This window comes from Ureibacillus suwonensis, from assembly GCF_042655065.1.
Classification (GTDB): domain Bacteria; phylum Bacillota; class Bacilli; order Bacillales_A; family Planococcaceae; genus Ureibacillus; species Ureibacillus suwonensis.
Window position 1 is genome coordinate 1 of sequence record NZ_JBHSNQ010000081.1, and the last position, 20,146, is coordinate 20,146.

Sequence of the window (20,146 nt, forward strand, 5' to 3'; positions counted from 1 at the left end):
TGACATTGGGCTCGAGCCGGGCCCGCGGAAAGCGTCCCCGGAACGGAAATCAATTTTCTTCAATTATCAAAAAAACACCATTTTCTCCCGGGAGAAAATGGTGTTTTTTATCTTTTGTCCCAGCCTCATTGACTGTACGGTTGTCCTTGATTGGCGGAAATTTTCGGGGAAGAGAGGAAAAACCATCAGGGCCTGGCGGATCTTCCAATCTGCCAGAGGTTACTGCGCCAATGCCTTTTCATCATTGGTCAATAACTTCAGATGTTTCATATCCAAAACAAACTCCCCCGATTTCAATATATCAAGCCCAATCAATCCCTGGATATTGAACGCTTTTAATATTCCAAAATCAAGGGAAACTTGCCGGAATGTTTTTCCCCCAATTTTTACATAATCGATTCTTTTTGAAAAACTAAATTCCGATCCGCCAATGCCATAATGGCGGATGAGCTGATCGCCACTTTCATAACCGATTCCCAACTCATATACAGCATCGATATGGGAGGCGCCGGAATCGATGGCAACACGGTTCAATACTTTTCTTTTCCCTTTATAGCCAATTTCGATGGTTGTAAGCAGTAAACCGTCCTCAAAAATCAGCTGCATATCGAGCCTCCATTCACCATTTTATTTGTGGATTGTCCCATTATTCAAATTGATGAGATTTGTACTTGTTTCTGCCGCGTAATACAAATCCGATCGAAACAACAATGAAAATCAATAATATTTGGAACAGCAAAATGGGCAATGGATTCGTCAAGTAGGGCTTTACATAAGCGTCTTTGATGATCATTTTTGATGCGGTCCAGGCCAGGACGGCGGCACCCAAATAGATGAACAGCGGGAATCGATCGATGATGCGTATCACAATGGTGCTTCCCCAAACGATGATGGGAATGGAAATAAAGAGCCCGATAATGACCAACAACATATTTCCGTAGGCCGCACCTGCCACCGCAATGATATTGTCAATGCCCATCAAAAAGTCGGCCAGCATGATTGTCCAAACCGCTCCCAAAAAAGATTTCGCGGATGGACGCAGTTCGTTGTTCTCCTCTGTTACCAGCAATTTCAACGCGATATATACGAGCACCACACCGCCAACAAACAACAAGCCGTCAATTTCCAGCAATTTTACTGCAAGCAATGTAAAGATGATACGCATGATAATTGCGGCAAGCGTCCCAACGACAATCACTTTTTTTTGCTGCCTCGAAGGCAAATTTTTTGCAACCATTCCGATTAATAATGCATTATCGCCGGCAAGTACAAGGTCGATAAAAATGATGGAAAAAAGCGCAGTGATGAATTCCAAAGACATTGTTTCCATTCATGCTCCCCAATCTATCTGTTTTTTTGGAAAGTATATGAATGATTCTCCTTGTTAAGAAGTAAATGGCGTGGTTGCTATTTTTATTGACATGATTTAGCGGTTTTCATATAATTTACAAAGAATATGTCAATTAAGATCTGATGGTGTCAACACGATGATGGAGAGAGTACGTTTTGCCAAGTGTATAGAGAGGGATTCCAGAGGCTGAAAGAATCTCCACGATGGCAATTTCGGAAAGCTACTCCAGAGTGCAGCTAATCCCTGCCGTTCACTTACGTTACAGTGGCTTGAGTGACAGTTTCCGATTATGAAGGACGTTATTGCGTTTCGTAATGGTTGAAACGGAAACTGTAACGAGGGTGGTACCGCGAAAAGCACGTCTTCGTCCCTTACCGGGATGAAGACTTTTTTCATTTTATGGAAAAAATTATAAAGGACGCAAATAGGAGGTAATGTACGAATGAAAGCAGCAGAAATTCGTCGCAAATTTTTAGATTTCTTTGTAGAAAAAGGCCATTCAGTTGAACCGTCAGCTTCGTTGATTCCAATCAACGACCCATCCCTTTTATGGATCAACTCAGGGGTGGCGACATTAAAGAAATATTTTGATGGCCGTGAAATTCCGGATAATCCAAGAATCACAAATGCACAAAAATCCATCCGGACAAACGATATCGAGAACGTGGGTAAAACAGCCCGCCACCATACATTCTTTGAAATGTTGGGGAACTTCTCCATCGGCGATTACTTCAAAAGAGAAGCGATCCACTTCGCTTGGGAATTTTTGACAGATCCAAAATGGATGGGATTCGATCCGGAATTGCTCTCAGTCACAATCCATCCGGAAGATGAAGAAGCTTATCAAATTTGGAGAAACGAAATCGGCTTGCCGGAAGAACGCATTATCCGCATCGAAGGAAACTTCTGGGATATCGGGGAAGGTCCATCCGGTCCAAACTCGGAAATTTTCTATGACCGCGGTCCGGAATACGGCAACGACCCGAATGATCCAGAGCTGTTCCCAGGCGGGGAGAATGAACGTTACTTGGAAATTTGGAACCTGGTGTTCTCCCAATTCAACCATAATCCTGATGGAACATATACTCCACTTCCAAAGAAAAACATCGATACAGGTATGGGTCTTGAACGGATGGCTTCCGTTGTGCAAAATGTTCCGACAAACTTTGATACGGACCTGTTCATGCCGATTATTGAAAAAATCGAAGAATTTGCAAACCGCCGATACAAACGGCCTGGCGAAATCGAGTTGAAAGAAATCTTTAATAATAAAGAAGATATCAATACACCATTCAAAGTGATTGCAGACCATATCCGTACAGTGGCATTCGCCATTGGTGACGGCGCGCTTCCATCCAACGAAGGACGGGGCTATGTCATCCGCCGCTTGTTACGCCGTGCTGTCCGCTATGCAAAACAAATCGGCATTGAAAAACCGTTCATGTTTGAGCTTGTTCCAACAGTCGGGGAAATCATGAAAGACTTCTATCCGGAAGTGAGCGAAAAATGCGAATTTATCCAACGGGTAGTAAAAAATGAAGAAATTCGCTTCTTGGAAACGTTGGATGCAGGTCTTGAAATCTTGAATGAAGTGGTTGAACGGGAGAAAAAATTGGGGCTCACTGAAATTCCGGGCGAAGATGTATTCCGTTTATATGATACGTACGGTTTCCCAATCGAATTAACGGAAGAATATGCGGAAGAACATGGAATGACTGTGGATCATGAGGGCTTCGAAAGAGAGATGGAAAAACAACGGGAACGTGCAAGAAACGCGCGTGCTGACGTTGACTCCATGCAAGTTCAAAATGAAGTGCTGACGAACTTGAAACAACCTTCCGTCTTCGTTGGATATGAAGTGGCGGAATGTGACACAACCGTTGTTGCCATGGTGGCAAATGGACAGGAAGTGGACATGGCTTCCGAAGGGGAAGAAGTGTTGGTGATCTTGGCTGAAACGCCATTCTATGCAGAAATGGGTGGTCAAATTGCCGATACGGGAATCCTTGAAGGCGATACATTCAAAGCGGTGGTCAAAGACGTTCAACTTGCGCCAAACGGGCAACATCTTCATACAGTGATTGTGGAATCCGGTGAAATGCACTTGAACGACCAATTAAAAGCGACAGTCAATAAAGAAGAACGTAAACTGATCGTGAAAAACCATACAGCCACTCACCTGTTGCACCGTGCATTGAAAGATGTGTTGGGCGAACATGTAAACCAAGCGGGATCCTATGTGGGACCAGACCGTTTGCGTTTCGACTTTACTCACTTTGGCCAAGCTTCAAAAGAAGAACTTGAACAAATTGAGCGCATCGTGAACGAAAAAATTTGGGATGATATTGAAGTGGCCATTGAAGAAATGCCGATTGAAGAAGCGAAAGCGATGGGTGCGATGGCGCTGTTCGGGGAAAAATACGGCGATATTGTGCGGGTTGTCCAAGTCAGCGATTATTCCATCGAACTTTGCGGTGGTTTGCATGTAAACCGCACATCTGAAATAGGATATTTTAAAATCGTTTCTGAAGGTGGAATTGGTGCCGGTGTCAGACGTATTGAAGCTGTGACGGGCAAAGGCGCATATCTTGCAGTGAAAGAGGAAGAAAGAATCTTGCAAGAGGCGGCAGCACAATTCAAAGCGAATCCAAAAGATTTGGTGATGAGAATACAAGGTCTCCAAGGAGAATATAAAGAATTGCAACGTGAAAATGAATCGTTGTCGCAAAAATTGGCAAACCTTGAAGCGGCAAGTGTTCTTGACGCAGCGCAAAAAATCGGCGATATCACGGTATTATCCACACGGGTGGAAGCAAAAGATAATAATCAACTCCGTCAAATGATGGACGACTTGAAAGCGAAACTGGATAAAGCGGTCATCGTGCTTGGTGCCGTAAGTGACGGAAAAGTGATGCTTTGTGCAGGGGTGACAAAAGATATCGCAGGCAAAGAATATCATGCCGGCAACATTGTAAAATCCGTCGCCGAGAAATGCGGAGGAAAAGGCGGAGGCCGTCCTGATATGGCCATGGCGGGTGCTAAAGAGGCATCCAAACTTGAAGAAGCTCTTCAATCTGTTTATGATTTCGTTAAATCTCTGTAAACTGGGGAACAAATCTATTTCGCTGACCCGTTGAATCAGTTATAATAGAGAAAATGGAGCAAGAATTTCCAACTCCTGATTTCTGAAAGCGAGGTGCTGGTCTTGAATTCGTTCGATCAAACGATGAAATTTAGTTTTCCAGAAGAATCGATGGAAGAAGAAGTCAAGCAAGTAATGTTGAAAGTGTACTCTGCACTGGAAGAGAAAGGATATAATCCAACGAATCAGATTGTGGGGTACCTGTTATCTGGTGATCCGGCATATATTCCTCGCCATCAAGATGCACGAAATTTGATCCGCAAACTTGAACGCGATGAAATTTTAGAAGAGCTTGTGAAATTCTATATCAGACACCATAAAGAGGAATAATCGATGAGAGTAATGGGATTAGATGTCGGTACAAAAACGGTTGGCATTGCAATCAGCGATCCATTGGGGCTGACTGCTCAAGGGATCGAGACGATTCACATAGATGAAGAGGCTGGAGAGTTTGGCATTGAACGAATCAAAGAGCTGGTAAAAGCGTATGGGGTCACCGAATTTGTGGTGGGGTATCCGAAAAACATGAACAATACCGTTGGGCCCCGTGGTGAAGCGTCCGAACGATATAAAAAGCTTTTGGAAGAAACGTTCAAATTGCCGGTCATTCTCTGGGATGAACGGTTGACGACGATGGCCGCCGAACGGATGCTGATTGAAGCGGATGTCAGCAGAAAGAAAAGAAAGAAAGTGATTGATAAAATGGCGGCAGTCATGATACTGCAGGGCTATTTGGACAGCAAATCGTTTCATAAATAACCCGAATTGGGTGAATAATAAAGTTGAAATTGGTTTATATGCCCCTCTAGACATTTTGTCGAGGATGATATAAATTGTTGCTTATCTTATAGGAAGAGGTGACCAATATGGCACATGATCATGAGTTTGATGAAAATGTAATTACCGTTGTCGATGAAGAAGGAAATGAACATTTGTGTGAAGTCATTCACACATTTGATTCAGAGAAGTTTGGAAAGTCCTATGTTCTGTATTCCCTAGTCGGCGCCGAAGAAGATGAAGATGGTCAAATCGAAATTTTCGCTTCCGCCTTCATCCCTGCAGAGGATGGAAAAGACGGGGAATTGCTTCCGATTGAAACGGATGAAGAATGGGATTTGATTGAAGAAGTATTAAATTCTTTGGAAGAAGAATTTGATATAGAGGACGAAGAATAAAAGGATAAAGTAGGCATTCCGGTGCCTACTTTTTTCTTGCTCAAGATGCCGATGCCTTGTGAAAATGTGTGGTTATTTTTGATTTTGCGGCCCACACTATGAAATAATCATAATTTCGGGAGGAAAATATGGATCAACAACTTTTCAAATTGGAAACGGAAAATGGAATCAAGACATGTAAAGTGCTTTTCACCTTTGACACGGACGATCATTCCTATTGCATTTATTCCATTGTTGATGAAGAGGGAAATGAAAGTGATGAAATTTCCGCTGTCCGCTACGAACTGGATGAAAATTTGGAAATGACCAATTTCCAGGAACTCGAAACTGAAGAAGAATGGGATATGGTGGAAGAAGTCTATAACACATTAATTGACACCTTTTCAGAAGATAAAACCTTTACAGCCGTTGATGAAGAGGGAAATGAAGTCGAATGCAAAATCGTTCATCAATTTGCAATTGAAGATTTCGGGAAATCATATGTGATTTATTCAATCGAAAATGAAGACGAAAACAGCGGTCTTTACGCCGCCAGCTATGTATCATCGGAAGACGGTGCAATCCAGGAAATCTTCCCGATTGAATCAGAAGAGGAATGGAAAAAAGTTGAGCAAACCTTTGAGCTTTTAAATCAATCGAATCGATAAATCACTATTGGGAAATTTTCCTGCGGCGGCAAATCGAAGGGCCGCAGGAAAACAAGGTCTGCCATAGAATAGGACCTGTTACTTATAACCCATACATAACGGGACAAAAAATGAAGTTCAAAAAGAACTTTTTTCATACAAAAACGTAAAAATACATAAAAGGGGAACGGGAAACCGTGTTTGAATATTGTTAATTTTTACGGATTTTTATATCATATGTTATGAAATGTTAGGGGGGACATATGTGGACCAGGAGATGATGGAAAAAATAAAGCAACGAAAGCAGGAAGGAAAAGTGGTCCGCCGAATTGTTGCAAGGGTCACGGTAATTGTCATCGCATGTATCTTATTCATTGGCATTTTCGGAACATTATATGTAAAAAGCGCTTTGAAGCCGGTTGATCCGGAATCAGAAGAGCAAATTCAAGTGGAAATCCCTATGGGGTCAGGAATATCCACCATTTCGAAGATTTTAGAAAAAAGCGGAATTATTAAAGACGCAACGATTTTTAAATATTATGCAAAATTTAAAAACCAATCCAATTTCCAGGCGGGAAATTATACGATGACGCCAAGCATGACGCTGGATGAAATCCTTGAAAGCTTGAAAACGGGCAAAGTGTATCGGGAGCCTGTCATGACCATTACGGTTCCAGAAGGAATGACGTTGGAACAAATAGGAAAAATTGTGGAAAAACGTACGAAATATACAAAAGAGCAATTCATGGAGCGGGTCAACAGCAAAGAATTCATTGAAAATGTCATGTCCACCTATCCGGAACTCTTTACGGATGAAATTTTAAATGGCAACATCCGGTATCCGTTGGAAGGATATTTATTTCCGGCAACCTATTCTTTTTATGACGAAAATGTTTCATTGGACGACATCATTCTGCCGATGATTGACAAAACCAACAGTGTGATCGGTGAATATAAATCCTTGCTTGCGGAAAAAGAAATGACGGTGCATGAACTGTTGACGTTCGCCTCTTTATTGGAAGAGGAAGCAACGGAAAAAACGGATCGCGAAACGATTGCGAGCGTCTTTTATAACCGTTTGGAAATCGGCATGCCTCTTCAAACGGACCCTAGTGTATTATATGCATTGGGGGGACATAAAGAACGGGTATTGTACGAAGATTTGAAAGTGCAAAATCCATACAATACGTATGTGAATCCGGGGTTGCCTCCGGGACCGATCGCCAATGCGGGTGTCGTTTCCATTGAAGCGGCTTTGAATCCGACAGATACAGAATATCTTTATTTCTTGGCGGATAAAGAAGGAAACAATCACTTTGCCAAATCGTTTGAAGAACACTTGCAAAATAAAAACCAATATATAAATAATGAATAGCCTCCATCCATAAAATAGCAGGTTCAATCTTTACCGGATTGAACTGCTATTTTTATGGTGTATTGAATTAAACGGCTTTCAGTCAAAGGTCGGAAATCGGATTTTTTTGAAGGAAAATCGGTTAAGAATGTTCGCTTTCCGGTCATTTTCATGTTATGATTAAATTTGATTTTTACATAATGGTCATCGATATAAGCCAACTTGTTTGGTTTTTCTTTTTTTATATACAATCGAAGGAGCGAAAACATGGAGTTTTCAGAGGAATTTATAAAGTCCTTCATTCATCCGAGGAATGACTTGTTACTAAAAATGGAACAATATGCACAAACTCACCATGTTCCCATCATGCAGCTTCCAGCCATTGAAGTGTTGACGCAAATATTGCGGATTCAACGGCCAAAAACGCTGCTTGAAATCGGTACGGCCATCGGGTATTCGGCCATTCGGATAGCGGAAGCTTTACCGGATTGCCAGATCGTGACGATCGAGAGGGATGAAGAACGGATCCGGCTCGCTAAAGAATTTATCAAAGAGTCGGATGCAGGAAGTCGCATTACGGTGATTGAAGGAGATGCGTTAGAAGTGGATGTAACGGAATTTCCATCTGCTTTTGATGCTGTTTTTATAGATGCGGCAAAAGGCCAAAATATGCGCTTTTTTGAAAAATATTCTCCCCTGGTTCCTTCCGGTGGGGTCATTTATATCGACAATATCTTTATGCATGGGTTATCGGACATTCCGATCGAAGAAGTGCCAAGAGGAAAACGCTCGATGATTCGGAAATTAAAAGAATTCACTGAGTGGATCAAAAACCATCCCGGCTACCACACGACTTTTGTTCCTGTTGGGGATGGTTTGCTAATTTGTTTAAAGAGGTGAACGTATTTGAAAAAACCAGAATTGCTTGTGACGCCGAAGTCACTGCCACATATAAAGGAATTGATTGATGCGGGTGCCGATGCATTTGTCATCGGAGAACAAAAATTCGGCTTGCGTCTTGCGGGTGAATTTTCCGTTGATGAAGTGAGAGAAGCGACGGAAATGATTCATCAGGCGGGCAAGAAAGTGTATGTCGCTTGCAACGCTTTATTCCACAACGACCGCATTGAAGCGTTGGATGAATATTTGCAAGAGATGAAGAAAATCGGTCCGGATGCCATTTTGTTTGGAGATCCCGCAGTTGTTGTGTCTGTCCGGGAATTTGGCATCGACATTCCATTGCATTGGAATCCTGAAACGACGGCAACAAACTGGTTCCAAGTGAATTATTGGGGAGACAGAGGAGCGAAACGTGCAGTGTTGGCCCGCGAACTCTCATTGGATGAAATCTTGGAAATCAAAGAAAACTCAAAATACGAAATTGAAGTGCAAGTGCACGGGATGACCTGCATTTTCCAATCCAAACGGAAATTGTTGGGCAATTACTTCCTGTATCGCGGCGAAGTGATGGAAGTGGAAAACCGCAAAGAAAATAAAAATATGTTCCTGCATGACAAAGAGCGGAACAATCGTTACCCTATTTATGAAGATATGAATGGCACACATATTTTCTCACCAAACGACATTTGTTTGATTGATGAATTGACGGAGTTTTTTGAAGCGGGTATCGATGCATTGAAGATTGATGGAATTTTGCAAACGGAAGAATACATTACAACGGTGACGAAGCTTTACCGCCAGGCCATCGATGCGTATTTCGATGAAGGGGAAGACGCGTACGATGAAATCAAAGATGGATTGTATGAACAAATCAAAGCCATTCAACCGCCATTGCGTCCATTGGATACTGGATTTATTTATAAAGAAACCGTGTATTAAGAAAGGAGGGGTATGATGGCTTTACAATTGATCCAAAACGAAAACATCCGAGAAACAATTGAAGGAAAACGCGTCATTACAAAAAAACCGGAATTGCTTGCTCCTGCGGGAAGCCTGGAAAAATTGAAAGTGGCTGTCCATTACGGGGCAGATGCGGTATTTATCGGCGGCCAGGAATTCGGCTTGCGTTCCAACGCGGATAACTTTACGATTGAAGAGATGCGCGAAGGTGTGGAATTCGCGAAAAAATATGGGGCGGTCATTTATGTGACGACGAATATTTACGCCCATAACGAAAATATGGCGGGACTCGAAGAATATTTGCGCGCGATCGCTGATGTCGGCGTCAAAGGCATCATCGTTGCAGACCCGCTGATTATCGAGACTTGTAAAAAAGTGGCTCCGGAATTGGAAATCCATCTTTCCACACAGCAATCATTGACGAACTGGAAAGCGGTAAAATTCTGGAAATCTGAAGGGTTGGACCGGGTGGTTTTAGCCCGTGAGGTAGGTGCGGAAGAAATCCGCCTTATCAAAGAAAAAGTGGATATTGAGATTGAAACGTTTATTCATGGAGCCATGTGTATCGCCTATTCAGGCCGATGTGTATTATCTAACCATATGACGGCACGGGACTCCAACCGGGGCGGCTGCTGTCAAAGTTGCCGTTGGGATTACGACTTGTATGAAAACGTGGATGGCAAACAAGTGCCTTTATTCAATGAAGGCGATGCTCCATTTGCGATGAGCCCGAAAGATTTGAAACTGATCGAATCCATCCCGCATATGATTGAATTGGGAATCGATTCATTAAAAGTGGAAGGGCGCATGAAATCCATCCACTACGTTGCAACCGTTATTTCAGTTTATCGCAAAGTGATCGACAGCTATTGCGCCGATCCTGACAATTTCAAAATCAAGCGGGAATGGCTGGAAGAATTGGATCGTTGTGCGAACCGCGCAACAGCTTCCGCTTTCTTTGAAGGCGAACCAAGCTACAAACAGCAAATGTTCGGTTTCCATGCGAAAAAACCGGATTGGGATTTCGCAGGATTTGTGCTTGATTATGATGAAAATACACAAATGGTCACATTGCAGCAACGCAACTACTTCAAGACGGGCGACACGGTTGAATTTTTCGGACCGGAAATTGACACTTTCACAATGACGGTCGGCCAAATGTGGAATGAAGACGGCGAGCCGATCGAGGTGGCAAACCATCCGTTGCAAATCGTGAAATTCAAAGTGGATCAGCCATTACATCGTTATAATATGATGAGAAGAAGAAATAAAAAATAGCGAATTGACTTGAAACTAAATGCAATGTGTACTATGATGAATATTGTATTATTTGCATGATTTTAACAATTCGAAACAATTTTATATATTGCGATATAAAATTCGGTTATTAGAGGGCATCCGTTGGTTCTTCATGGTTCCAACACAACATATGCTTTTCTAATAACCGGGTTTTATCATATATAAGAAAAATTTTGCAATAAGCGAAAATGATTGCATTACAAAAGTGATGTTGCTTAAGGAGTGAGTGAGTTGTCAAACGAAAAACAATACCCAATGACATTAGCGGGTAAAGAAAAGCTTGAAAAAGAATTGGAATATTTGAAAACAGAAAAACGTAAAGAAGTGGTGGAACGCATCAAAGTGGCTCGCGGTTTTGGCGATTTGTCAGAGAACTCCGAGTATGATTCCGCCAAAGAGGAACAAGCTTTTGTGGAAGGCCGTATCTCTGCGATCGAAAATATGTTGCGCAACGCTGTCATTATTGAAGAAAATGAAAATGAGGCTGATATCGTCACTTTAGGTAAAGCGGTTACATTTGTTGAATTGCCTGATGGAGAAGAAGAAGAATATTTCATCGTCGGTTCTGCCGAAGCGGATCCGTTTGAAGGTAAAATCTCCAACGATTCTCCAATCGCAAAAGCCCTTCTTGGCCATAAAGTGGGAGATGTAGTGAAATTCACAACTCCTGGTGGAGAAATGGAAGTAAAAATCGTAAAAATCCGTTCTTCCAACGAGTAACTATATAACCAGTCATCAATATGGTCGACAAATTTTGGTTCAAGAAATTTGTCGACTTTTTCATTTGTAATATTTTTTTAACAACTATATTAAAAATTTATTGGAAGTCGTCGTTTTTCTCATTTTATTGGTAAGATGGAAAGTAGTAGTAAGGAGGATTTGCATGGAAATGGAAGACCAAGAAATGAAAAGCCGTAGAATGAAACGACATTCTGACAATAAACGAAAAATGAACCGAATCCTGAATGTGCTGATTGCCATCGTCTCTGCTTTGATTGTGATCAATGTTTATTTTATCGTAAAAGATGATGGGGATCATGAAGTGGCTGAAGATACAAAGTCGGTCCAAGAAAAAAATGACCATGGAGAACACAAGGAAAATCCATCGGAGGAAAAGGATACAAATGATTTTATAGATGACAATGAACAAAATAACCATGAAGAGGGCGATGTTGAATCCGGAGCGGATGAAGATGAAATCATCGTTTCCGCTTCGACGGATGCAAATGTGGAAAAAGTCATCGTCAATAATAACTGGAAAGTGACGCCGACAAGACAAACAGGTGAACACGTTTCCGCATTTGAAGAAGGACATGTCGACTATGAGGAAAAATTGATCACCATCCGCAATGCCGTTGAGTTGCCGGAAGATGATATCATTTATTGGTCCGTACGAAATGACGGAACGGGGAAAGGGGCCGTTGCCGTTGTTTCATCGAAAGATTTGACCGAAAAATTCCGGGTTCATATCAAATGGATCGATAATTCCGGCTGGATTCCAATCAAAGTGGAAGTGCTGAAACAAATTCCAAAGAATTGACCTTTTCCATCTTTTCCGGTAATTTGGAATAGATGTTATTCAGAGGAGGAAAATGAATGAAAATAGCAGTCATCGGAGCAATGGAGGAAGAAGTGGAACTGTTGAGGGAAGCGCTGGAAAATAAACAGGTGACGACCATTGCCAACTGCGAATATACGACGGGTACATATAAAGGCAAAGATGTCGTGCTGTTAAAAAGCGGAATCGGAAAAGTGAATGCGGCGATGTCCACAACGATTTTGCTGCATCAATTTCAACCGGATGCGGTGATCAACACCGGTTCTGCTGGAGGATATGATCCGGAGCTGGAAGTGGGTTCCGTCGTCATTTCGGATGAAGTGCGCCACCATGATGTGGATTGCACCGTTTTTGGATACGAAATGGGGCAAGTGCCAAGAATGCCTGCCGCTTTTAAAGCCGATGAACAATTAATGAAATTGGCGGTCGAAGCGGTGGAAGAAATCGGAGATCATAAATACGGTGTAGGATTGATTTGTTCCGGCGATTCCTTTATGAGCGAACCGGAGCGGGTGGAAGCGGTGCGGAACCATTTCCCGCAAATGAAAGCGTGCGAAATGGAAGCGGCTGCCGTGGCGCAAGTATGCCACCATTTCGGAACGCCTTTCGTTGTGATTCGCGCATTATCGGATATAGCAGGAAAGGAATCCAATATCAGTTTCGATGAATTTCTGCCTTTGGCGGCGAAACATTCAACGGAGATCGTATTAAAAACCATCGAGAAATTATAAGGTCTCGAGAAGGTCTTGACGGTATCATTTTGGAAAAAGTAATATATAGGTAAGCGGTTATATTGATGAGGAGGTTAAATTATGGAATTAACATTGATGTTAGTTTCTGTTACGATTACTGCACTTGTAGGGCTTATCGCTTATTACGGTGCAAACAGCGATTTGGCTAAATTTAAAAAATAATGATTCAACGGCTCGTTTAAATGTTTATTTAAATGAGCTTTTTCTTTTGAAAAAAAGAACTGAGCGGCCCTGCCGAAGAGCCGGCTCAGTCTTTTAATTTTTTCTCCCGTTCCCTCTCTCTTTCATTTTGATTATGTTTAAATTGCTGGTACAATTTCACAAGAGCTCTCTTTTCGATGCGGGATACATAGCTCCTGGAAATATTTAATTTTTTGGCGATTTCTTTTTGCGTCAACGGTTCTTCATTGTTCAGGCCGTAACGGTAAATGATAATCTCCAATTCTCTTGGATCCAATGTGTTCAGATAAGAATACAATTGTTCGAAGCTTTCTTTTTGTTCGATTTTCTCTATGGCCGGCTTTTCATCCAGCTGCAATATATCCCGGATTTGCAAAGATTGTCCTTCTTTGTCGACACCGATCGGTTCAAACAAAGACACGTCCTTTTGCACCTTTTTTTGGGCTCTCAAATGCATGAGTATTTCGTTTTCGATGCAACGTGCCGCATAAGTGGCAAGGCGGGTCTTTTTATCCGGGGTGTAACTGCTGACCGCTTTCATTAATCCGATGGTTCCAATGGAAATATAATCGTCCAATTGTTCGTGGGGTGGGTGGAATTTCTTTACAACGTGGGCAACGAGCCTCATATTGCGTTCGATCAGATCCAGTCTTGCTTGTTCATCGCCTGCCAGAAACCGTTCAATCGCTTCGGCTTCTTCTTCTGATGTGAATGGTTTGTGGAATGCCTGGCCTTTGAGGTATCCGAGGAATGCGGGGATGTCTAGCCACAGCTGAATCAGTGATGCAAATATACCGCCCAAGGAGCACATCCTTTCCGCTTTTTTCGACATTATATGAAATAGTTTATGCAAAAATGCGCAATTAGGCTCATTTTGTAGAAAAAAGGGAAATGGGATGGGGTATTGATAGAAATGCTGATTATTTGATAGTTTAGAAAATGTTTCAAATGTTGTACTATTATTTGGGGATGGCGGCCGGCGATGGAATGCATCCGCTACATAGGTTTCAAATCGAAGGTTATGCTATAATGGAATATAAAAAATTTTGTGAAGGGGAAGGAAAGGGATTTGTACAAGTTATTTTTGCCAAACGAATTTGTAACATCCGTGTTTGAAATTACGCCCGAGAAATTGAAACGGTTGGGAATTCGCGGCTTGATTACCGATTTAGATAATACATTAATCGAATGGAATCGAAAGGACGCAACGGAGGAAGTTGCGAAGTGGATGCGGATGATGCAGGAAGCGGGCATACAGATTGTCATCGCTTCCAACAACAGCGAAGCAAGGGTAAAACGGTTTGCGGAGCCGTTAAATCTCCCTTACGTTTACCGTGCGAAAAAACCTCTTGGACAGGCTTACAAAGCGGCGCTAAAAAAATTGCAATTAAATAAAAAAGAGGTTGCCATGATTGGCGATCAATTGCTCACGGATATTTTGGGGGCAAAGCGGCTAAATCTCTATACGTTTTTAGTCCGTCCAGTTGCGGAGTCGGACGGCTTTGTTACGCGCTTTAACCGATTTTTTGAACGGCGCTTGTTTAATGTATTAAGACGAAAAGGAATAACGATGTGGGAGGAAAGATAATGACGGAAATGCCAACTTGCATTGGCTGCGGTGTAAGAATACAGACGGAAAATCCGGAAGAACCGGGCTATGCACCGCCAAAAACATTGGAAAAGGAACAAATCATTTGCCAAAGATGTTTCCGGTTGAAGCATTACAACGAGATTCAGCCGGTCCGGTTGACGGATGATGATTTCTTGAGAATTTTGAACGGCTTAAGTGAACACGACGGCCTCATCGTGAAAATTGTCGATATCTTTGACTTCAACGGCAGTTTCATACCGGGTATACATCGTTTTGTGGGCAACAATCCGGTTCTGCTCGTCGCAAATAAATCCGATTTGTTGCCGAAGTCCGTCAAACGGGAAAAAGTGATCCGTTGGCTGAAACGGGCCTGCCGCGATTTCGGTCTATTCCCGGTTGATGTGAAGCTGGTGAGCGCCCATAAAGGGTATGGCATGGATGAAGTCATTGAAACGATAGAACAGTACCGCGACGGAAAAGACGTGTTTGTTGTGGGCTGTACAAATGTCGGTAAATCCACGTTCATTAATCAAATCATCAAACGGGTGACAGGGGAAGGCAATTTGATTACCACTTCCCATTTCCCTGGCACAACATTGGATATGATTGAAATTCCATTGGATGATGGAAAAGCCATTTATGATACGCCCGGGATTATCAACCATCATCAAATGGCCCACCATATTCATGAGAGCGAATTGAAGTACATCACGCCGAAAAAGGAAATAAAGCCGAAAGTGTATCAATTGAATTCCAACCAGACATTATTCATTGGCGGGCTTGCTCGATTTGATTTTCTGAAAGGGAACCGCAATTCATTCACCATTTATGTTTCGAACGATTTGCCGATCCACCGCACGAAGCTGGAAAAAGCGGATGCGTTGTATGAAGAACATAAAGGGGAGCTTTTATCGCCTCCTTCCAAAGAGTATTTGGAGTATTTGCCGGAGTTTGTCCGCCATGAGTTTTCCATCAAGGAAGGGAAGACGGACATTGTCATTTCCGGTCTGGGATGGATTACGGTGCAGCAGCCGAATGCGGTTGTAGCTTGCCATGCTCCTAAAGGGGTGGAAGTGTTTATCCGTCCTTCGTTAATTTAATAGAGAAGAGGGTTGGGAAAATGAAGAAATGGTTTGCTGTCATTGGCGATCCGATCGCCCATTCAAAATCGCCGTTTATGCATAATGCCTGGTTCCAGGAAATGGGGATTGATGCGGCATACATCCCCATTCATGTAAAAAGCGAGCATTTGAAAGAAGCGGTTTCGGCCTTGAAATTGCTAGGTGCAAGCGGATGGAATGTGACGGTTCCCCATAAAGAAGCCATCATTCCCTTTTTGGATGAAATTGATCCCATGGCGGTAAAAATGGGGGCGGTGAATACCGTTGTCCGGACAAAGGACGGCAAGTTAAAAGGGTATAATACCGATGGCGCCGGTTTCGTCCATTCATTGGAAGAAGCCGTTGGAAAGAACCGGGAGAAAAAAGTGCTCCTCATTGGCGCAGGAGGGGCAAGCAGGGGAATCGCTTTTGCGCTAAAGGAATATGGCTATCAACAGGTGGACATCGCCAACCGGACGGTCTCAAAAGCACAGGCAATCATAGAAGAACTTGGGGAAGGGACAAGTCTATCTCTTGACGAAGCGGAAAAACGACTGGATCAATATGGCATTGTCATTCAAGCCACTTCTTTGGGCCTATCAACTGGAGAAAAAAAGCTGCCGTTTTCTTTGGACCGTTTGCAAAAGGAGACAATTGTCGCGGATATTGTGTATAATCCTTTAATGACGCCTTTCTTGACAGAAGCGGAAAAACGGGGAGCTATAATTGTCACCGGATTGGGCATGTTTGTCCATCAAGGGGCAATCGCGTTTCATCATTGGCTGGGCCAATATCCGGATACAGAGAACATGATGCAAAAATTGATGGAACAATTAAAATAGACTACTAGGAGGAAATTATGCTTACTGGAAAACAAAAAAGATTTTTGCGGGCAGAGGCCCATCATTTGACCCCGATTTTTCAGGTAGGAAAGGGTGGGGTTAATGAACAGATGCTTCGTCAAATAGAAGATGCCCTTGAGGCGAGAGAATTGATCAAAGTCCGCATTTTGGATAATTGCGAGATGGACAAACATGAAGTGGCGGAAACCTTGGCGGAAGGAACGAATTCCGAGCTTGTGCAATTGATCGGGCTTACGGTCGTTTTATATAAAGAATCCAAGAAGCATAAAAGAATTCAATTACCTAAATAAACGATAAAGTCGGGTGTTCATGTATGAAAAAGGTCGGCATATTAGGGGGTACTTTCAATCCGCCTCACATCGGACATTTGATTATGGCAAATGAAGTTTACCATGCCTTGCAGCTTGACGAAGTCCGCTTTATGCCCAATGCCATTGCTCCACATAAAAAAAAGGATGATGAATCGACGAATGAAAATCGGCTGCGCATGGTGGAACTGCTCGTAAAACCTTATAAAGAATTTAAAGTGGAAACGATTGAGCTGGAACGGGGCGGAGTTTCTTATACGTATGAAACGATGGTCGCTTTAAAAGAACGGGAGCCGGATGTGGAGTTCTATTTCATCATCGGAGGAGATATGATCGACACGCTCCACACTTGGCATGAAATTGAGAAACTTGCAGAACTTGTCCGGTTTGTTGGAATCAAAAGACCAGGGACGAAATCCGAGTCGCCGTATAACATCATCATGGTGGAGGCTCCTGAAATCTCTTTATCTTCCACTCTCATCCGCAAGCGGTTTGCGATGGGCGGAACATTGAGATTCCTGTTGCCGCCGGAAGTGGAAGCTTACATACGAAAGGAAGGTCTGTATGGAGCGAAGTGAATATTTGGAACGAATCAAATCCCGAATGCCAGAAAAAAGATTTATTCATACAATAGGAGTAATGGAAACTGCAATCCAATTGGCTGAAAAGTACGGAGCGGATATGAAGGCGGCAGAAACCGCTGCCATTTTGCACGATGTGGCCAAATATGCCGATGAAGAATGGATGAAAACCATCGTGAAAGAACATGGCCTGGATCCAAGATTATTGGATTGGGGACCTGAGATTTTACACGGTCCTGTAGGTGCCTGGATTGCGGAAAATGAATTCCAAATTGACAATGAAGATATATTGAATGCCATCCGTTACCATACGACAGGTCGGGCAAATATGTCGACTTTGGAAAAAATTATTTATATCGCGGATATGATTGAGCCAAACCGCAAATTTGATGGAGTTGAAAAATTGCGGGCGAAAGCGCAGGAAGACTTGGATAAAGCAATGCGTGCATGTATCCGCCATTCCCTTGCTTTTTTGGTGGAAACAAAGCAGCCCATTTATCCTGTTTCCATTGAATGTTACAACGATTATTATAAATAGTTTGTTTAACTTTTCGATTGTTTCGCAAAATATGTTTAAAAAAAGGAGAGGAAATTTTACTCGATGGCAGATCTTTTACAGCTAGTTTATAAAGCATTGGACGATAAGCATGCAGAAGAGATCGTCGTATTAAATATGAAAAATATTTCCTTATTGGCGGATTATTTCATTATTTGCCACGGAAATTCAGACCGGCAAATCCAGGCGATTGCGAGAGAAGTGAAGGAAAAAGCCGAGGAACATGGATTTGATGTGAAAAGGGTGGAAGGTTACGATAACGCCCGCTGGGTATTGATCGATTTGGGTGATGTTGTTGTCCATATCTTCAACAAAGACGAGCGCCAGTTCTATAATTTGGAACGATTATGGGGAGACGCGCCGCAAATCGAAGTGGAGGCAGCAGGTGAATAGTTACGAGCGGTTCGCTGAAGTATATGATGTGCTCATGGAAGATATTCCATATGAAAAGTACGTGGAATGGGTGACAAATCATGCGCCATGTTCCGAATATCCAACCTTGTTGGATGTGGGCTGTGGAACAGGGACATTATCCATTCTGTTCGCTCGGGCAGGTTATCAGGTAAGCGGCATTGATTTATCGGAATCAATGCTTGCGATGGCAGAGGAGCGGGCCCAGGAAGCGGGCTTGTCCATCCCTTTCTATCAAATGTCCATGGATGAATTGGAAGGGTTTTCTGAAGTCGATGTTGCCGTCATTCCGATCGATTCTATCAATTATTTGCAAGAAGAACAGCAAGTGAAAGAAACCTTCAAAAGAATATATGAATCGTTGCGCATCGGAGGACAGCTGTTTTTTGACGTGCACTCCCTTTATAAAATGGATCACATCTTTTTACAGAGCCCATTTACGTATGATGATGGGGAAATCGTCTATATTTGGTATACAGAAAAAGGGGATGCGGAACATTCCGTTTATCATGACATCACTTTTTTTGTATTGGATGATGACGCCAATTTATATGAACGTTTTGATGAAGAACATTATCAGAGAACCTTTCCGATCGAAACGTATAAGGACTGGCTGGAAGAAGCGGGGTTCTCCCAGGTATACATTACGGCCGATTGGGAAGAACAAACGCCATCGGCAACGAGTGAACGGATTTTTATCCGCGCCGTGAAGTGACCTCTTTTCAAACAGAAGGTAAATCCGGTATGATATTGGTAGCTCCATATGATTTACCTTCTGGAAGGGGTGCGCAATAATTTTCCAGGAAATTTTCAAAAAGTACGGAAAAATGATGGCCGCACCCGGAATCCTTTGCATCATCATGGTCATTTATTTTCTTCAGCAAGACCGTGCAGATGATACTGAACTCATTTCAACCATTCCTCAACAACAAACTCTCGCTGACAATGAAACCCTTCAATCGGAAGAGCCCGCTTCCGCAAAAGCCGTCGTGGATGTAAAAGGGGCTGTAAAATTTCCCGGAGTATATGAACTGACAACCGAAGACAGGATTATCGATGCCATTCAAATGGCAGGCGGTTATTCGGAAGAAGCCGATTCCAACTATATCAATCACGCACAAAAATTGCAGGATGAAATGGTGATTTACATACCGAAAAAAGGGGAGTCCCTTGAGGGGGAAGGACCATCATCCGTTGGTCCGGTTTTTGTGCAAAGCCAGAAAACAGCAGGCCAAAAAGATCCGTTGGTCAATATCAACACGGCCGATGAGTCGCAATTGACGACTTTGCCGGGAATCGGTCCTTCCAAGGCAAAAGCCATTATCCAATATCGTGAAGAAAATGGGAAATTTAAACAGATTGATGAACTCAAAAATGTTTCCGGCATTGGAGAAAAGACCTTTGAAAAACTGAAGGATCTCATTACGATATAATAGAAT

24 protein-coding genes are annotated in these 20,146 nt (G+C 42.6%); 21 read left to right on the forward strand and 3 right to left on the reverse strand.

The window, feature by feature from the left end:
- Window positions 1–219: 219 nt before the first annotated feature.
- A complete protein-coding gene (locus tag ACFPOH_RS09795; RefSeq protein WP_390309521.1) occupies window positions 220–606 on the reverse strand; it encodes a retropepsin-like aspartic protease in 387 nt (128 codons plus the stop codon).
- Between the two features lie 40 nt (window positions 607–646).
- The gene (locus tag ACFPOH_RS09800; RefSeq protein WP_342581550.1) at window positions 647–1,330 is read right to left on the reverse strand and encodes a TerC family protein; all 684 of its coding nucleotides are present in this window, start codon (window positions 1,328–1,330) and stop codon (window positions 647–649) included.
- Between the two features lie 463 nt (window positions 1,331–1,793).
- Between ACFPOH_RS09800 and alaS the strand changes: the two genes are divergently transcribed.
- The 12 genes from alaS (at window position 1,794) to mtnN (ending at window position 13,096) form a co-directional block, all read left to right on the forward strand.
- Complete coding sequence (gene alaS / locus ACFPOH_RS09805) at window positions 1,794–4,454, forward strand: alanine--tRNA ligase (RefSeq protein WP_342469157.1); 2,661 nt, start codon at window positions 1,794–1,796, stop codon at window positions 4,452–4,454.
- Between the two features lie 102 nt (window positions 4,455–4,556).
- Window positions 4,557–4,823, forward strand: a complete 267-nt coding sequence (locus ACFPOH_RS09810; protein WP_342469158.1) for an IreB family regulatory phosphoprotein — start codon at window positions 4,557–4,559, stop codon at window positions 4,821–4,823.
- A 3-nt stretch (window positions 4,824–4,826) separates the two neighbouring features.
- Window positions 4,827–5,252, forward strand: a complete 426-nt coding sequence (gene ruvX / locus ACFPOH_RS09815) for a Holliday junction resolvase RuvX (protein ID WP_342469159.1) — start codon at window positions 4,827–4,829, stop codon at window positions 5,250–5,252.
- A gap of 107 nt (window positions 5,253–5,359) precedes the next feature.
- Complete coding sequence (locus tag ACFPOH_RS09820; protein ID WP_342469160.1) at window positions 5,360–5,668, forward strand: DUF1292 domain-containing protein; 309 nt, start codon at window positions 5,360–5,362, stop codon at window positions 5,666–5,668.
- Window positions 5,669–5,796: 128 nt separating this feature from the next.
- The gene (locus ACFPOH_RS09825; protein WP_390309522.1) at window positions 5,797–6,315 is read left to right on the forward strand and encodes a DUF1292 domain-containing protein; all 519 of its coding nucleotides are present in this window, start codon (window positions 5,797–5,799) and stop codon (window positions 6,313–6,315) included.
- Window positions 6,316–6,571: 256 nt separating this feature from the next.
- Window positions 6,572–7,669, forward strand: coding sequence for an endolytic transglycosylase MltG (mltG, locus tag ACFPOH_RS09830; RefSeq protein WP_446753250.1), 1,098 nt, complete (start codon window positions 6,572–6,574; stop codon window positions 7,667–7,669).
- Window positions 7,670–7,915: 246 nt separating this feature from the next.
- A complete protein-coding gene (locus ACFPOH_RS09835) occupies window positions 7,916–8,548 on the forward strand; it encodes an O-methyltransferase (protein WP_390309524.1) in 633 nt (210 codons plus the stop codon).
- A gap of 6 nt (window positions 8,549–8,554) precedes the next feature.
- Complete coding sequence (locus ACFPOH_RS09840; protein WP_342469164.1) at window positions 8,555–9,487, forward strand: peptidase U32 family protein; 933 nt, start codon at window positions 8,555–8,557, stop codon at window positions 9,485–9,487.
- Window positions 9,488–9,502: 15 nt separating this feature from the next.
- The gene (locus ACFPOH_RS09845; RefSeq protein ID WP_342581546.1) at window positions 9,503–10,786 is read left to right on the forward strand and encodes a peptidase U32 family protein; all 1,284 of its coding nucleotides are present in this window, start codon (window positions 9,503–9,505) and stop codon (window positions 10,784–10,786) included.
- Window positions 10,787–11,038: 252 nt separating this feature from the next.
- Window positions 11,039–11,527 carry a transcription elongation factor GreA gene (greA, locus tag ACFPOH_RS09850; protein ID WP_342469165.1) on the forward strand — a complete coding sequence of 163 codons (489 nt, stop codon included), beginning with the start codon at window positions 11,039–11,041 and terminating at the stop codon, window positions 11,525–11,527.
- Window positions 11,528–11,690: 163 nt separating this feature from the next.
- On the forward strand, window positions 11,691–12,347 hold the full coding sequence (locus ACFPOH_RS09855; protein WP_390309525.1) for a YrrS family protein: 657 nt from the start codon (window positions 11,691–11,693) through the stop codon (window positions 12,345–12,347).
- A 56-nt stretch (window positions 12,348–12,403) separates the two neighbouring features.
- Complete coding sequence (gene mtnN / locus ACFPOH_RS09860) at window positions 12,404–13,096, forward strand: 5'-methylthioadenosine/S-adenosylhomocysteine nucleosidase (protein ID WP_390309526.1); 693 nt, start codon at window positions 12,404–12,406, stop codon at window positions 13,094–13,096.
- Between the two features lie 268 nt (window positions 13,097–13,364).
- Here mtnN and sigK read toward each other — a convergent pair whose 3' ends face one another.
- Window positions 13,365–14,099 carry an RNA polymerase sporulation sigma factor SigK gene (gene sigK / locus ACFPOH_RS09865; protein WP_342469168.1) on the reverse strand — a complete coding sequence of 245 codons (735 nt, stop codon included), beginning with the start codon at window positions 14,097–14,099 and terminating at the stop codon, window positions 13,365–13,367.
- A 267-nt stretch (window positions 14,100–14,366) separates the two neighbouring features.
- Between sigK and ACFPOH_RS09870 the strand changes: the two genes are divergently transcribed.
- The 9 genes from ACFPOH_RS09870 to ACFPOH_RS09910 all read left to right on the forward strand — a co-directional run bounded on the left by ACFPOH_RS09870 (window position 14,367) and on the right by ACFPOH_RS09910 (window position 20,140).
- Window positions 14,367–14,885 (forward strand): YqeG family HAD IIIA-type phosphatase, encoded by a 519-nt coding sequence (locus ACFPOH_RS09870; RefSeq protein ID WP_342469169.1) that lies wholly within the window; start codon window positions 14,367–14,369, stop codon window positions 14,883–14,885.
- Window positions 14,885–15,988: a ribosome biogenesis GTPase YqeH gene (gene yqeH / locus ACFPOH_RS09875; protein WP_342469170.1), complete on the forward strand. Its 1,104-nt coding sequence runs from the start codon at window positions 14,885–14,887 to the stop codon at window positions 15,986–15,988. The genes ACFPOH_RS09870 and yqeH overlap by 1 nt, the downstream gene beginning before the upstream one ends.
- A gap of 20 nt (window positions 15,989–16,008) precedes the next feature.
- On the forward strand, window positions 16,009–16,830 hold the full coding sequence (gene aroE, locus ACFPOH_RS09880; RefSeq protein WP_342469171.1) for a shikimate dehydrogenase: 822 nt from the start codon (window positions 16,009–16,011) through the stop codon (window positions 16,828–16,830).
- 17 nt (window positions 16,831–16,847) lie between these two features.
- Window positions 16,848–17,141 (forward strand): ribosome assembly RNA-binding protein YhbY, encoded by a 294-nt coding sequence (yhbY, locus tag ACFPOH_RS09885; protein WP_342469172.1) that lies wholly within the window; start codon window positions 16,848–16,850, stop codon window positions 17,139–17,141.
- A 23-nt stretch (window positions 17,142–17,164) separates the two neighbouring features.
- Entirely contained in the window at window positions 17,165–17,737 is a 573-nt protein-coding gene (locus ACFPOH_RS09890) for a nicotinate-nucleotide adenylyltransferase (protein ID WP_342469173.1), read from the forward strand.
- On the forward strand, window positions 17,724–18,278 hold the full coding sequence (yqeK, locus tag ACFPOH_RS09895; RefSeq protein ID WP_342469174.1) for a bis(5'-nucleosyl)-tetraphosphatase (symmetrical) YqeK: 555 nt from the start codon (window positions 17,724–17,726) through the stop codon (window positions 18,276–18,278). The genes ACFPOH_RS09890 and yqeK overlap by 14 nt, the downstream gene beginning before the upstream one ends.
- Window positions 18,279–18,341: 63 nt before the next feature.
- Window positions 18,342–18,689: a ribosome silencing factor gene (rsfS, locus tag ACFPOH_RS09900; RefSeq protein ID WP_390309527.1), complete on the forward strand. Its 348-nt coding sequence runs from the start codon at window positions 18,342–18,344 to the stop codon at window positions 18,687–18,689.
- Entirely contained in the window at window positions 18,682–19,422 is a 741-nt protein-coding gene (locus ACFPOH_RS09905; RefSeq protein WP_390309528.1) for a class I SAM-dependent DNA methyltransferase, read from the forward strand. The genes rsfS and ACFPOH_RS09905 overlap by 8 nt, the downstream gene beginning before the upstream one ends.
- 112 nt (window positions 19,423–19,534) lie before the next feature.
- The gene (locus tag ACFPOH_RS09910; RefSeq protein ID WP_342469177.1) at window positions 19,535–20,140 is read left to right on the forward strand and encodes a helix-hairpin-helix domain-containing protein; all 606 of its coding nucleotides are present in this window, start codon (window positions 19,535–19,537) and stop codon (window positions 20,138–20,140) included.
- The last annotated feature ends 6 nt before the right edge of the window (window positions 20,141–20,146 follow it).

What these genes read in the sequence shown, in the direction of transcription:
- ACFPOH_RS09795 (WP_390309521.1), bottom strand. Translation starts at nt 606, where the DNA reads ATGCAGCTGATTTTTGAGGACGGTTTACTGCTTACAACCATCGAAATT.
- ACFPOH_RS09800 (WP_342581550.1), bottom strand. Translation starts at nt 1,330, where the DNA reads ATGGAAACAATGTCTTTGGAATTCATCACTGCGCTTTTTTCCATCATT.
- alaS (WP_342469157.1), top strand. Translation starts at nt 1,794, where the DNA reads ATGAAAGCAGCAGAAATTCGTCGCAAATTTTTAGATTTCTTTGTAGAA.
- ruvX (WP_342469159.1), top strand. Translation starts at nt 4,827, where the DNA reads ATGAGAGTAATGGGATTAGATGTCGGTACAAAAACGGTTGGCATTGCA.
- ACFPOH_RS09820 (WP_342469160.1), top strand. Translation starts at nt 5,360, where the DNA reads ATGGCACATGATCATGAGTTTGATGAAAATGTAATTACCGTTGTCGAT.
- ACFPOH_RS09825 (WP_390309522.1), top strand. Translation starts at nt 5,797, where the DNA reads ATGGATCAACAACTTTTCAAATTGGAAACGGAAAATGGAATCAAGACA.
- mltG (WP_446753250.1), top strand. Translation starts at nt 6,572, where the DNA reads ATGATGGAAAAAATAAAGCAACGAAAGCAGGAAGGAAAAGTGGTCCGC.
- ACFPOH_RS09835 (WP_390309524.1), top strand. Translation starts at nt 7,916, where the DNA reads ATGGAGTTTTCAGAGGAATTTATAAAGTCCTTCATTCATCCGAGGAAT.
- ACFPOH_RS09845 (WP_342581546.1), top strand. Translation starts at nt 9,503, where the DNA reads ATGGCTTTACAATTGATCCAAAACGAAAACATCCGAGAAACAATTGAA.
- ACFPOH_RS09855 (WP_390309525.1), top strand. Translation starts at nt 11,691, where the DNA reads ATGGAAATGGAAGACCAAGAAATGAAAAGCCGTAGAATGAAACGACAT.
- mtnN (WP_390309526.1), top strand. Translation starts at nt 12,404, where the DNA reads ATGAAAATAGCAGTCATCGGAGCAATGGAGGAAGAAGTGGAACTGTTG.
- yqeH (WP_342469170.1), top strand. Translation starts at nt 14,885, where the DNA reads ATGACGGAAATGCCAACTTGCATTGGCTGCGGTGTAAGAATACAGACG.
- aroE (WP_342469171.1), top strand. Translation starts at nt 16,009, where the DNA reads ATGAAGAAATGGTTTGCTGTCATTGGCGATCCGATCGCCCATTCAAAA.
- yhbY (WP_342469172.1), top strand. Translation starts at nt 16,848, where the DNA reads ATGCTTACTGGAAAACAAAAAAGATTTTTGCGGGCAGAGGCCCATCAT.
- ACFPOH_RS09890 (WP_342469173.1), top strand. Translation starts at nt 17,165, where the DNA reads ATGAAAAAGGTCGGCATATTAGGGGGTACTTTCAATCCGCCTCACATC.
- yqeK (WP_342469174.1), top strand. Translation starts at nt 17,724, where the DNA reads ATGGAGCGAAGTGAATATTTGGAACGAATCAAATCCCGAATGCCAGAA.
- rsfS (WP_390309527.1), top strand. Translation starts at nt 18,342, where the DNA reads ATGGCAGATCTTTTACAGCTAGTTTATAAAGCATTGGACGATAAGCAT.
- ACFPOH_RS09910 (WP_342469177.1), top strand. Translation starts at nt 19,535, where the DNA reads ATGATGGCCGCACCCGGAATCCTTTGCATCATCATGGTCATTTATTTT.